At 55.2% G+C, this 12169-nt stretch carries 19 protein-coding genes; 18 read left to right on the top strand and 1 reads right to left on the bottom strand.

The genetic code is table 11. The annotated features are described in order from the left end of the window. Positions 1-29: 29 nt before the first annotated feature. From LBR61_10830 to LBR61_10905, 16 genes are all read left to right on the top strand, one after another. Positions 30-560, top strand: coding sequence for a YbaK/EbsC family protein (locus tag LBR61_10830; protein ID MDR1732573.1), 531 nt, complete (start codon positions 30-32; stop codon positions 558-560). Continuing rightward, entirely contained in the window at positions 553-1368 is an 816-nt protein-coding gene (gene rsmA, locus LBR61_10835; protein ID MDR1732574.1) for a 16S rRNA (adenine(1518)-N(6)/adenine(1519)-N(6))-dimethyltransferase RsmA, read from the top strand. The genes LBR61_10830 and rsmA overlap by 8 nt, the downstream gene beginning before the upstream one ends. 109 nt (positions 1369-1477) lie before the next feature. Next, the gene (locus LBR61_10840; GenBank protein ID MDR1732575.1) at positions 1478-1960 is read left to right on the top strand and encodes a Na+/H+ antiporter subunit E; all 483 of its coding nucleotides are present in this window, start codon (positions 1478-1480) and stop codon (positions 1958-1960) included. Continuing rightward, positions 1957-2223: a cation:proton antiporter gene (locus LBR61_10845; protein ID MDR1732576.1), complete on the top strand. Its 267-nt coding sequence runs from the start codon at positions 1957-1959 to the stop codon at positions 2221-2223. Before LBR61_10840 ends, LBR61_10845 begins: the two co-directional genes overlap by 4 nt. Next, positions 2224-2616, top strand: a complete 393-nt coding sequence (gene mnhG / locus LBR61_10850; GenBank protein ID MDR1732577.1) for a monovalent cation/H(+) antiporter subunit G — start codon at positions 2224-2226, stop codon at positions 2614-2616. It begins immediately after the preceding gene. Then, entirely contained in the window at positions 2613-2867 is a 255-nt protein-coding gene (locus LBR61_10855; GenBank protein ID MDR1732578.1) for a DUF4040 domain-containing protein, read from the top strand. The genes mnhG and LBR61_10855 overlap by 4 nt, the downstream gene beginning before the upstream one ends. Continuing rightward, on the top strand, positions 2864-3136 hold the full coding sequence (locus LBR61_10860) for a hypothetical protein (GenBank protein ID MDR1732579.1): 273 nt from the start codon (positions 2864-2866) through the stop codon (positions 3134-3136). Before LBR61_10855 ends, LBR61_10860 begins: the two co-directional genes overlap by 4 nt. Next, a complete protein-coding gene (locus LBR61_10865; protein ID MDR1732580.1) occupies positions 3133-3621 on the top strand; it encodes a sodium:proton antiporter in 489 nt (162 codons plus the stop codon). The genes LBR61_10860 and LBR61_10865 overlap by 4 nt, the downstream gene beginning before the upstream one ends. Next, the gene (locus tag LBR61_10870; protein MDR1732581.1) at positions 3602-3979 is read left to right on the top strand and encodes a cation:proton antiporter subunit C; all 378 of its coding nucleotides are present in this window, start codon (positions 3602-3604) and stop codon (positions 3977-3979) included. Before LBR61_10865 ends, LBR61_10870 begins: the two co-directional genes overlap by 20 nt. Beyond that, complete coding sequence (locus LBR61_10875) at positions 3976-5523, top strand: NADH:ubiquinone oxidoreductase (GenBank protein ID MDR1732582.1); 1548 nt, start codon at positions 3976-3978, stop codon at positions 5521-5523. The genes LBR61_10870 and LBR61_10875 overlap by 4 nt, the downstream gene beginning before the upstream one ends. A gap of 1 nt (position 5524) precedes the next feature. Further along, positions 5525-5863 (top strand): hydrogenase, encoded by a 339-nt coding sequence (locus LBR61_10880; protein MDR1732583.1) that lies wholly within the window; start codon positions 5525-5527, stop codon positions 5861-5863. A 27-nt stretch (positions 5864-5890) separates the two neighbouring features. Beyond that, positions 5891-6388, top strand: a complete 498-nt coding sequence (locus tag LBR61_10885; protein ID MDR1732584.1) for an NADH-quinone oxidoreductase subunit B family protein — start codon at positions 5891-5893, stop codon at positions 6386-6388. Beyond that, positions 6385-6951 (top strand): NADH-quinone oxidoreductase subunit C, encoded by a 567-nt coding sequence (locus LBR61_10890; GenBank protein MDR1732585.1) that lies wholly within the window; start codon positions 6385-6387, stop codon positions 6949-6951. The genes LBR61_10885 and LBR61_10890 overlap by 4 nt, the downstream gene beginning before the upstream one ends. Positions 6952-6985: 34 nt before the next feature. Further along, positions 6986-8248 carry a nickel-dependent hydrogenase large subunit gene (locus LBR61_10895; GenBank protein MDR1732586.1) on the top strand — a complete coding sequence of 421 codons (1263 nt, stop codon included), beginning with the start codon at positions 6986-6988 and terminating at the stop codon, positions 8246-8248. Positions 8249-8253: 5 nt separating this feature from the next. After that, a complete protein-coding gene (locus LBR61_10900; GenBank protein MDR1732587.1) occupies positions 8254-9249 on the top strand; it encodes an NADH-quinone oxidoreductase subunit H in 996 nt (331 codons plus the stop codon). Positions 9250-9262: 13 nt separating this feature from the next. Beyond that, positions 9263-9676, top strand: coding sequence for a 4Fe-4S binding protein (locus LBR61_10905; GenBank protein MDR1732588.1), 414 nt, complete (start codon positions 9263-9265; stop codon positions 9674-9676). Between the two features lie 58 nt (positions 9677-9734). Here the strand turns inward: LBR61_10905 and LBR61_10910 are convergent, their stop codons facing one another. Then, the gene (locus LBR61_10910; protein MDR1732589.1) at positions 9735-10394 is read right to left on the bottom strand and encodes a Crp/Fnr family transcriptional regulator; all 660 of its coding nucleotides are present in this window, start codon (positions 10392-10394) and stop codon (positions 9735-9737) included. 132 nt (positions 10395-10526) lie between these two features. On the opposite strand from LBR61_10910, the gene LBR61_10915 reads away from it, so the two are divergent. Then, positions 10527-11252 carry a 4Fe-4S binding protein gene (locus tag LBR61_10915; GenBank protein ID MDR1732590.1) on the top strand — a complete coding sequence of 242 codons (726 nt, stop codon included), beginning with the start codon at positions 10527-10529 and terminating at the stop codon, positions 11250-11252. 98 nt (positions 11253-11350) lie between these two features. Beyond that, a complete protein-coding gene (locus LBR61_10920) occupies positions 11351-12148 on the top strand; it encodes a carbon-nitrogen hydrolase family protein (GenBank protein ID MDR1732591.1) in 798 nt (265 codons plus the stop codon). Positions 12149-12169 lie beyond the last annotated feature (21 nt).

A 12169-nucleotide genomic window follows, 5' to 3' on the forward strand; every position in this document is an offset into this window, starting at 1 on the left:
ATATTCTTTGTGGCGGGGGGAGTTTAACGGTGTACGAAAATGATGAATCTGTCCGCAGGGTGCGAGCCGCTCTGGATGCCCTGGACTGCGCGGACATTGCGATAAAAGTGACGGAGAATACAATTTTCACGGTCGAGGATGCCGCTAAAGCCGTGGGCGTTCCCCCGGAGGAAATTCTGAAAAGCCTTGTGTTTATGGTGGAAGAAGTCCCCGTGCTCGTTCTCATGAGCGGCGCGAATCGGGTGAATCTTCACGCGGTTGCCTCCGCCCGGGGCGCGAACGTGAGAAAGGTCAAAATGGCGTCGGCGGAATACGTGTTTGAAAACTTTGGCTTCAGGGTCGGAGGAGTGCCGCCTCTGGGCTATCCGGAGCGTCTGCCGGCGCTGTTGGACGAGGACCTGTTTCTCTATCCCGTGGTATGGTCCGCCGCCGGGACAGATCACGCCTTTTTCCCCATAGCGCCGGAGCGCCTTCTGGAAATCACGGAAGGCAGAAAAATTTCCCTGAAAAAGGAGGACAAAAAAGAAGAAGCGAAGGAGCTGCGAGGGAACGTTGGCTGAAGCTGCCGGTTTTTTTCGCGCCAAAAAACGGCTGGGGCAAAATTTTCTGGCGGACCGCAACGTCCTTTTGGAAATTGTGAAGCGCGCTTCCATTGAGGGGGAAGACGTGGTGCTGGAGGTGGGACCGGGACGGGGCGTGCTGACCCGGGAACTGCTCTCCGAAGGGTGTGTTCGTCTTTACGCCGTGGAGCTGGACAGGCGTCTTGCGAGCGAACTGGAGCCGCTCTGTGAGGAGGAGCCCCGGCTGCACCTGATCTGGGGGGACGCGATGAAGGTCGATTACGGCGCTTTGTCCCCGTTTCCCAACAAAATCGTGGCGAACATTCCCTATAACATCACGACGCCTCTGATTTGGAAGATGCTTGAGTTCGCCCCCCGGGGTCTGACTTACCATCTTTATATGGTGCAGAAGGAAGCGGCGGACCGTCTTCTGGCGCCCCGGGACACGAAAGACCGTTATCCCCTGGGGGTGACGCTGGAGGCCATGGGAACCGTGACGCTGGTTCGGCATGTGCCGGCTTCCTGTTTTCGTCCGATGCCGCGGGTGGAGTCCGCCCTGGTGGAAATCACGCTGGTCGAAAATTTTCACCTGATGCACAATACTCTGTGGAGCGACCTTCTCCATGGGGCGTTTCGGCAGCGCCGCAAAACTTTGGTCAACAATCTGAAAGGGTTCGCGGGCATCGAGGACTGGCGTCCCGTTCTCGAAGAGGTTCAGATAGAAGAAAAAATACGGGCGGAGGATTTGAGTACAGAAGAATGGCTGAAGCTGTATTCCCGTCTGCCTGGTGACAGGGATATTTTTTAACAGATATTTTTTAACCGCAGTTTGTCGGAGGTCATCGCATTTACAAAAAGTGTCGGACGGATTAGTATTGAGTGAACTTAAACATCTGGCCCAGACGGGAGGGAAAAGCATGTTTGTGTTTGTAGTCTCGTTTATCACATATCTGCTCCTTTCCTGGTCCGGTGAGTTGAGCATACAGGAAATCACTATTGCGTTTTTTCTGGCAATAACTGTGTCTCTTGTTGTTTCGACTTCGTCCCGGTCCGGTTTTTGGAGTACGAAAGGGCTAAGCCCGCAAAGGTGGTGGCATTTTCTGCAGTATATTTTCGGTCCTTTCGCCGTGGGGCTCGGCCATGCCAATATCGACGTGGCGAAGCGGGTCATCTCGGGGAAAATCAACCCGGGTATCGTAAAATTCAACCCTCGCCTCAAAACCGACATCGGGCGCATGATGCTGGCGAATTCGATCACTCTGACTCCGGGGACTCTCACGGTGGACATCGACGACGATGGAACGTTTTACGTTCACACGATCTGGCTGGATACGCCCACGCCTTCGGAGGAGGACATATGCGGATCATTCGGCAAATGGGTCAGGAGGATAGTGGAATGAGCGCCAGTCAGTATCTTTTTTCAGGTGTAGCCCTGCTTATGGGTCTGTTGATCGTTCTGGTCTCCGGACGGCTCATCGCCGGCCCCACCACGGCCGACCGGCTGATCGCTCTGGACACGATCAACACGCTGGTTTCCGGAATTATGCTCCTTCTGGGAGCGGTGTACGATTCCGTGGTAATGGTGGATGTGGCCATCGTTTATATGGCGCTTTCTTTCGTGAGCACTCTTTATTTTGCCCGGCATCTCGAAGGGGGAATGTAGATGATTCTGGCCATCGGCGTGGGGCTCCTTCTTCTTGTCAGCCTCGTTTTCAACTGTCTGGGAACCCTGGCCCTCTATCGTTTTCCTGACGTTTATACCCGTCTTCACGGGGCGACGAAGTGCACCACCTTCGGGACGCTTTTTGCCGTTTTTGCCCTGTTGCTGTACTCCATTGTGCGTTTTATGGCGGTGGAGGGAGAGGATCGTTTTCTGGTCCTGTTTATCCACGTCGTGATCGCGGGAATCGTCCTTCTGCTTTCGAATCCGGCCGGGGCGCACGCTGTGGCGAGAGCCGCTCACCGCAGCGGAATTCTGCCGGAACCGGCCATCGTGGACTCACTGGAGGAGATGGAAAGAGAAATGAAAAAACGAAAAGGAGGAGTGGCGCAGTGAACCCGTCGTTGCATGTGCCTGTTCTCATCACGTTGCTTGTTTCGGCCTTTATGGCGCTCTGGTTCAGAAATCTTCTGCATTCCGTCATCGCGCTGGGCGTGTTCAGCCTTGTGCTCGCTCTTGAGTTCTATATTCTGCGGGCCCCTGACGTGGCCATAGCGGAGGCCTCCATCGGAGCCGGCCTTTCGACCACCATTTTCGTCATCACGCTTCGCGCTGTTCGGGACCGCAACAGGAGGGAAAAACCATGAGAAAAGCGGTATATCTTGTGGCGGTTGTGGTGCTGGCCGGTTTGCTGAGCGGCATGTTCGGGGAACTGCACGTTTTCGGAGTTCCTCAGGCCACGGAGATGGACGACTATTTTCTCGCCCGCGCCCCTCTCGATCGATCGGCTCAAAATGTGGTGACCTCGCTGGTTTTCGACTTCAGAGGCTTCGACACGCTGGGAGAGGCGGGAGTGCTTTTCACCGCGCTCTGTTCTATCGGAGCGCTCTTCCGGGAGGGGGGGAAACGGGAATGAAACCTCTGTCCGTAATCGTGACGTCGGTGTGCGACATTTTCGCCTGGTTCATGATCGTTTTCGGCGTCTACGTCATCAATAACGGCCATAATACGCCGGGAGGCGGTTTCCAGGGAGGAGCCATCACCGCCACGTTTTTAAGCCTCGTCCTGGTGGCCCGGGGCGGAAAGAAATTTTACGCCTGGGTTCGGGAGGGAATATACGGTCTCTTCGAATTTATAGGGCTGATGGCCTTTTTTATCTTTGGCTGTATGGGCTTTCCCCATTCTTTCTTCTTCAATTCCCTGGCCATTCCTCAGGGAGGGAAGGCTCTCTCCAACTGGATCCCCTGGAGCGGGACCATCGCACTGATGAACGTGTCCGTCGGCCTTGAGGTCATCGGAGCGCTGTCGCTGGTGATCGTCTACATGTACGGCAGTATCCGGATGGTCGAGACGGGCGCCGGAATGGGAGGAGAACGCGGTCATGACCGATTCGATCGATAAAACGCTGGATTGCCTGGGCAACGCGTCCTACGTGGTGGTTGCCCTGCTGGTGCTGATGGCTCTGTACGCGATTCTGACTCAGAAAAACCTGATCAAAATCTGTATCGCCGTGGCGATTCTCGGTTCTTCCGCCAATTTGTTTCTCGTTTTGCTGGGATATCGGGATGGAGGGAACATTCCCATTTATTATTTGAAAGGCGCGGAGGAAAGCATGGTTTTGCCCACTCCCCAGTGTCTGACGCTGACGGCGATCGTTATCGCTCTTGCCACCACGGCGCTGATGCTCTCTCTGATCATCCTGATTCACAAGCATTATGGAACGCTGAACATCGATGAAATCAGGAGGTTACGGGGATGAGATTCTCTGAGCATCTGCCGGCTTTTCTCGTGATGGTTCCCCTGTTGGGGGCGTTTGCGACTCCGCTGGCGACATGTTTCGGCCGAAGGGTCAGCAACGTGTTTTTCCTTCTCTTTACGCTGCTGACTTTAATCATCGGCATTTCTGTCGGAACCGCCGCATTTGCCGGAAACACGCTGATCTACGTCATGGGCGGAGAGCATTTCGCGCTGACTCTTCCCTCCGGTATGACCTATCCCGTGCGTATCCTCTTTCAGATCGACGCGGCGGGCGCGATGATGATCCTCTGCGTTTGCCTGGCGGCCTTTGCCGGATCCCTTTTCTCGATCCACTACATGGAGCGCTTTTCCGGGTGGAAGCGTTTCCTGTCGCTGTATTTCCTGATGATGGCCGGGGCTTTGGGCATGTGCGCCACGGGGGACCTGTTCAACTTTTTCGTTTTTGTGGAAATATCTTCCATCGCCTCTTTCGGGCTGGTGGCTTTTTGGAGGGACAAGCCGGAGGCCATCGAGGCCAGTTACAAATATATGCTGATTTCTCAGATAGCGGCGCTGCTGCTTCTGATTGCCATCGGTACGCTTTACGGGAAGTATGACGCGCTGAATATGGCGGCTCTGGCCTCAAAGCTGCGTCCCGGTGTGCTGGAGAGGATTGCTCTGGCCCTGATTATCGCTGTTCTGGCCTTCAAGTGCGGCGCGTTTCCCATGCACGCCTGGATGCCCGATGCCTACGCCGAAGCTCCCGCGGGAGTGACCTGTCTTCTGGTGACGGTGAGCCAGGCCTCTTTTTATGGGCTGATTCGTGTTTGTTACTCCATTTTCCCCGGAGTTGCGCGCAGTGGCACGGTGGGGTGGATTTTGATCACTTTTGGCTGCATGTCCATGTTCTTCGGCGTGATGATGGCGGTTGTCCAGCACGAAATCAAGCGCCTCATGGGATACCATTCGATTTCCCAGGTGGGTTATATGCTGCTGGCCATGGGAGTGGGGCTTCTGGCGATAAACGGCGGAGACGGTCTGACCGCCGTGGAAGGCGGGCTTTTCCACGCCATGAACTACTCCATCTACAAGGCGCTGCTTTTTCTGTGCGCGGGGGCGCTCTATTACGCGACGGGCACCCGCGACCTGGACAAAATGGGAGGGCTGGCCCGCAACATGCCCTGGACGGCGGGAATGTTCGTCGTGGCTGCCGCGGCCATTTCCGGACTGCCGCCTTTCAATGGGTTCGTCTCCAAGTGGCTGATTTACGAATCGAGTTTCAGAGTGCATCCCTTTCTGCCGGCTGTCGCCATGATTACCTCTGTTCTGACTCTGGCCTCCTTTGTCAAGGTTTTTCAGGCCGCGTTTCTGGGTCCGGCAAAGACGAAATTCCTGGCGGTGCGTGAAGTTCCCTCCGGAATGGTGGCGGGAATGATGATTTTGACGGTGATGACTCTGCTGCTCTCTTTGTTCCCGGGCTGGTTCATGGACAATATTTTCACGAATGCGGCTCACGCCCTTTTGAATCAGCAGGGGTATATTCGCGCCGTTATGGGAGGAATGTAAAATGTGGGGGCAGATCAACTCCGGGTGGGGATACTGGAACGTCTTCATCTGGCTTTTCTTCTTCGTTTTAATTTCCTTTTTCGTCCTGTGGGTTCGTTCGATGGGAAGGATGGACTACAAAAGAAATACCGATCAGGACGAAATTTACTGGTCCGGTAACGACGTTCCCGAGGACGGAGCCGACATATCGGTGCCCGCGTCGTCGTCGTACTGGGGTTTTCGAGTTGCCATGGAGCCGCTGTATCGTTTTTTGAATTCCTTTCACAGCGGAAACGCCTCCGATTATGCGGGGTATTTTGTTGTGACGACGGCGCTGGTCGGGATTCTTATTCTGTTTTAAGCGCCGGTGCAGAGGAGGCGAATGAAAATGAAACCGTTGGATATTCTCGAAGTGCTGCCGCGTTCTTTGTGGGTTACGACGTGCAACTCCGGTTCCTGCAACGGCTGCGATATTGAAGTCGTGGCCACGCTGGGTCCTCGTTACGACATCGAGCGATTCGGTATGAAACTGGTGGGGACGCCGCGCCACGCGGATGTTATGATCGTCACCGGCCCCGTGACGCGATTCATGCGGGAGAAGGTGAAGCGTATCTACAGTCAGATGCCGGACCCCAAAGTGGTGATCGTAGTGGGCAACTGCGGCTGTTCCGGCGATGTTTTCTATAAATCCTACAACCTGGTGGGGCCGGTGGATAACATCATTCCGGTGGATGTTTACGTCCACGGATGCGCCCCGCGTCCGGAAGCCATCATCGAGGGCGTGACCAAAGCCGTGCTGAAACTGGAAAGCCTGCGTAAGAAAGAACCTGTAAGCAACGTTGTCGAAACCGTCGGCGAGCCGGTTGCCGGGGAGGTGGCACTGTGACCTCCGCGTTCAAAAAGGGAACCATGGATTTTCAGGTTTTGATCGATGCGCTGCGGGTGAAATTCGATCCCGAGATTCTCAAACTGGAGGTTCACGAGCATCGGGGAGGCAGTCTTGGTGAAGTTCAGAGCCGCGACCTGTGGATTGAAATTTCCCGGAACGTGTTCCGTTCTTTTGTGGAAACGCTTTTCGAGTACGATTTCGTGAATTTTCACGTGATTTCCGGCGACGATGTGGGTGTGACGGGAGAGGGAGACTCTCAGGAGGACTCCATCGTTCTTTATTATCACCTGTCTCTTTTTCAGCGTTCCCGCTGCGGGCGCATCGGTGTGACTTTGTCCATACGGGTACCGAAGAGCGACCTTTACGTTCCCTCTCTGTTCGACCTGCTTCCCGGGTCGGAATACAGCGAGCGGGAAATAAGGGAAATGTTTGGCGTCGAGTTCATCGGACTTCCGACCAACGCAATGGTCTTTTTACCGGAGGACTGGAACGAGAAAATCAAGCCCTGGCGCCGCGACGGCGTCGGCCCGACTCCCGAAGTGGTTCGGGAGTTGAGCTGACCTGCGATTTTCGAACCTGCAGGAGGAATCTCAAATGTCGACAACCTATACAATACCGGTCGGGCCGGTGCATGTGGGTCTCAAGGAACCGGTGACCGCGTGGCTTGAACTGGAGGGCGAAAGGATCGTCGGTGCGCGGGTGCGGCCAGGGGCGATTCACCGCGGCATCGAATTCATGGCCCGGGAGCGTAATCCCATTCAGGTCATCTATCTTTCGGAACGAATCTGCGGAATCTGCTCCTTCAGTCACGTCCTGTGTTTCATTCGTGCGATAGAGGACCTGGCGAAAATGGAAGTCCCCATCCGCGGCCAGTATATTCGCAGCCTGGTGCTGGAGCTGGAGCGCATACATTCCCATATTTTGTGGGCTGGAGTCGCCTGTTACACCATCGGTTTCGATTCCGCCTTCCACCTCGGTATGCAGCTGCGGGAACGCGTCATGGACATGCTGGAGCTGCTTTCGGGGAACCGCGTCAACTACGGCGTGGCCACCTTCGGCGGGGTGCGCTGGGATCTCACCTCCGAACTGGATAAGGCCCTGCGCGAAATGCTGCGTTACTACCGACGGGAGTTCGATCCTTTCAGAGAGATCGTCATGGAGGATCCCGTAGCTCAGGCGCGCATGAGAAACGTGGGTGTTCTGACGCGGGATAACGCGGTCCGTTACAGCGCCGTGGGCCCCACGGCCCGGGCCAGCGGGCTGAGAGTCGATCTGCGCAAAAGCTCTCCCTACGAGGCATACGCGGATTTCGACGTGGAGCCCGTGGTGCCTCAGGATTATTTTGGCTCGGCCCACGGCGACGTGCTCGACCGGTTTGCCGTCCGGGTCATGGAGGTCTATCAGTCCCTGGAGATTATCGAGAACATTCTCGACGGACTTCCCGAAGGGCCTTTCGTTGCCGAATCCAATCTCAATAAAGTCCTGGCATCCCTTAAAAAAGCCGACGGCGTGGGGTGGGGGATCATCGAAGCGCCTCGGGGCGACGATACTCATATCGTCAGTCTTAAAGGCGGCGAGGATAACGTGTTCTGGTGGAAGGTTCGGGCGCCCACCTACGCCAACGCGGTTTCATGGCCCATCATGTTTCAGGGCAACGAACTGGCCGACGCGCCCCTGATCATCAACAGCATCGACCCCTGCATCTCCTGCATGGAGCGGATGCTGGTGGTGAACGAGCGGGGAGCTTCTGAAGTGGTCGAGAAAGCCGACCTGGTAAAGCGTTCGCGCCAAAAGACTTTCGAGCTTCGGTCCAGACTCGGTTCAAAATATGCCGGCGGAGGAGGTACGGGAAAGTGATTCCTGTGTTTACGCTGTTTCTGAAAATTTTTGCGGGTATGGCGCTGCTGGCACTGATCGTGGTTCTGGCTCTCCTGTTTGATGGCTTCGATCGCATCCTCCACGCGAGAATGCAGCGTCGCTACGGGCCTCCGCTGTTGCAGCCGGTGTATGACATTCTGAAGCTGCTGGGCAAGGAAAACATCGTTCCCCGACGTGCTGTCCGCCTGATTTTTATGGCGTCGCCCTGGCTGACCCTTGTCACCACGCTCATGGTTTTTCTTTATCTTCCGGCGGGATCTTTCCCGGCAGTTTTGGGAACGGAAGGGGATATGGTGCTCATTGTGTATCTTTTGGCGATGAGCGGTCTTCTCATGGCGATGGGAGGATTCGCCAGCGGGAACCCCATCGCAGCCATCGGCGCGGGGCGGGAAATCACGCTGATGATGAGTTATGAATTTCCTCTGGCGATCGTGGTCTGCAGTATGGCTTGGACGGCTTATCGTTTGGGAATGCCCGGCGAGCCCTTCAATCTGGAGACCTTTGCCGCTATATCGATTTGGTCGCTTGTGGGAAAGGCGGGCTTTATCGGGCTGCTCTGCCTCTTTCTGTCGCTGATACTGGTCGTTCCCGGCGAGGTGGGAAAGGGTCCCATGGACATTCCCGAGGCGAAGACGGAGATCCTGGACGGTCTCATCATTGAATACAGCGGTGTCAACCTCGCCATGTTCAAACTGACTTTCGCTCTGCGTTCCTTTGCGATAGCGACTTTTGTGACCTGTCTGTTCGTTCCCCTGTCTCTGAGGAGCCTTTTCGGCATTGGCGGGTTCGTGGTGGCGGTCTTCGATTTTGTGTTTTTCTGGGTGAAGGTTTTCGTTGTGCAGATGCTTTTTGTAACGGTCATGCGCACGGCCTTCGGACGTCTCAAAATAGCTCAGGCTTCGCGTTTCTACACCCTGAACGTGGCGGGACTGTCCATTGCGGGAATGCTTCTGCTTTCCGTCGACGTCCTCATGAGATAGAGGAGGGATTGTATTGATCACACGCGTATTGATTCAGATTGTCAAACAGTTTTTTTCGCGAGTCGCGACCAATCCTTTTCCGGCCAGGAACATGCCTCCGTCTCTGATGGACGTGCTGAACAACCCTGAGGCGCAGCTCAATCCGCCTGTGCCGGTGGGGAAACGCTTTCGAGGCAGGCTCAGCTACGACAAAAAGAAGTGCATCGGCTGCAGGCTCTGCACGAAGGTCTGTCCGGCGAACGCCACGGAGTATCTTCCGAGCGAAAAGAAGATTGTCATCCATAACGATCGATGCTGTTTCTGCGCTCAGTGCACGGAAATCTGCCCGGTGAAATGTCTGTCCATGTCGAAGGAATATATGATCTCGTCCTACGAACGCAAGACGAACCTCGTCATCGACAGCGGCCCTGTGCCCAAACCGGAATAGCGGCGACGGTATTTTATACGACGGGGAACGCCGGTTGCAGGACGGTGTTCCCCGTTTTTTACAGCAGCTCGAAGTGACTGCGTCGGCAGCGCAGGATATTTTCGTTCCGCATTTTCGACAGTTCGGCGGAGAGGGCGCTTCTGTCCACAGAAAGATAATCGGCCAGTTCCTGTCGGCTGAAGGGAATGTCAAAGGCGCTGCCACCCGCCTGCAGAGCCTGACCGGAGAGATAAGACAGCAGTTTTTCTCTTGTGGTCCGCCGGGTGATGTGTCTTATTTTCTGCGTCAGCAGGATATTTTTCCCCGCCAGTATTCTCATCATGTTTTTGATCAGCTGAGCATGGAACGCGCAGGCCGAACCGCAGGGCGCGGCGATGTGTTTACAGTCCATGAGAAGCACTACGGATTCTTCCGCGGCCACGACGCTGACCGGCAGTTTCTCGACCTCAGCGAAGGCAAAGGCTTCACCAAAAAGTCCTCCCGGCTCGATTCGAGTCAAGATCACGCGGTTGCCCCAGAAATCCTCCTGCAGAACGTGAACGGCGCCGGAGAGCACGATGCCCACCGAGATCACCCTTTCATCTGCGGTGAAAATGAAACTGTTTTTTCCGACGCGGCTCTCAATGGCCGCGAGGCAGTGCAACAGCTTCTGCAGGTCGTTGTTTTCGATTCCGGCAAACAGCGGGCAGGTTTTCAGCAGAGGAAGGAATTTATCCATGATTTTAAAACATCACCTTTTTTTGTTGTAAATACAACTGTCATTTGGAGTCAGTATAGATAGGATAAGGTCATCGAGTCAAGCGTCGAGGTCATGACGGTGAAAATAAAATATTTATGGAGGAAGAGTACAATGATACGAAAAATTATTCACATTGATGAAGACAGGTGCGACGGTTGCGGCCTTTGTGCGAGCGCCTGCCACGAGGGAGCCATCGGAATGGTCGACGGCAGGGCCAGACTGCTGCGGGACGATTACTGCGACGGGCTCGGCAACTGTCTGCCGGCCTGTCCGAGAGGAGCCATCACGTTCATTGAGCGGGAAGCGGCGGAATACGACGAGGCAGCCGTTCAAAAACATCTTGCCGGCGTAAAGGAAAAAACCTCTCATCAGGAGAACCGTGACTGTCATCAGGGAGGCTGCCCCGGTTCGAAAGCGCAGCTTTTCGTTCGCCAGGCTCCGGCGGCCGCGATGGAGATGGAGGAAGCTGTCAGTCAGTTGCGTCAATGGCCGGTTCAGATAAAACTCGTGGCGGTAAACGCTCCCTGTTTCGAAAATACGAATCTGCTCGTGTCCGCCGACTGCGCCGCGTATGCCCATGGAAATTTTCACAAGACATTCATGCGGAACAGGGTTACATTAATAGGGTGTCCCAAACTGGACGAGGTGGATTACGGCGAGAAGCTCACCGAAATTATCAAACGAAACAACATCCGGTCCGTGACGGTGGTTCGCATGGAGGTTCCCTGCTGCGCCGGCATCGAAAACGCCGTGAAAACCGCGCTGCAAAACTCCGGTAAAATGATCCCCTGGCGGGTGGTCACCCTCTCCCGGGAAGGAGAGATTCTGGAGGACTGATGAAGCGGAGCCCGCAGAAAAATTGTAGTAATATAAACAACATACCTGAAATAATCGCCACTTTTTATATTCTGTGTCTCTGTAAGGAGGGGACTGCGGTGAAAATTGCGATGGCCCAGATGAAAATGAGCGCGTCGCCGGAAGAGAATTTTGAGAAGTCTCTTTCGATGATCGAAGAGGCGGCCGCCGGGAGCGCGGATCTTATTTTTTTCCCCGAGGTACAGCTGTACCCCTTTTTTCCGCAGTACGAGGGGCGCAATGTGGAGCGGTATGCCCTGACCGCGGATCACAGGTATATCCGTCAAATGATGGAGCTCTGCGGGAAACGGCATATTATGGCGTCACCCAACGTCTACCTCAAAGAGGGGGACGCCTGTTACGACGCCTCTTTGTTCATCAGCGGGGAGGGGAAACTTCTGGGCATCTCGAAAATGGTTCACATCATGCAGTGTCCCCTCTTTTACGAGCAGGACTATTATTCGCCCTCCGACGACGGATTCAAAGTCTATGAGACGCCTTTCGGGCGGGTGGGGATCGTGATCTGCTTCGACCGCCATCTGCCGGAAAGCATCCGGACCTGCGCTGTTTCAGGTGCGGATCTCGTTTTGATTCCAACGGCCAACACCGAAGGGGAGCCCCTGGAGCTCTTCCAGTGGGAAATCCGCGTGCAGGCGATGCACAGCAGCGTCTACGTCGCGATGTGCAACCGTGTCGGGCGGGAGGACGCGATGACTTTTGCCGGGCAGTCTCTGGTCTCGGATTTTCGAGGCGGGCTGGTTGTTCGGGCGGACGAGCATGAGGCGCTGATTTATGCGGATGTGGACCTTGCAGAAAGCCGTAAAGCTCGCGAGGCGAGCCCATATTTCAGGCTGCGGCGTCCTCAGTTTTACAGATAGATATCACTTTTCTGACGATAC

Source organism: Synergistaceae bacterium (genome assembly GCA_031272035.1).
Taxonomy (GTDB): domain Bacteria; phylum Synergistota; class Synergistia; order Synergistales; family Aminobacteriaceae; genus JAISSA01.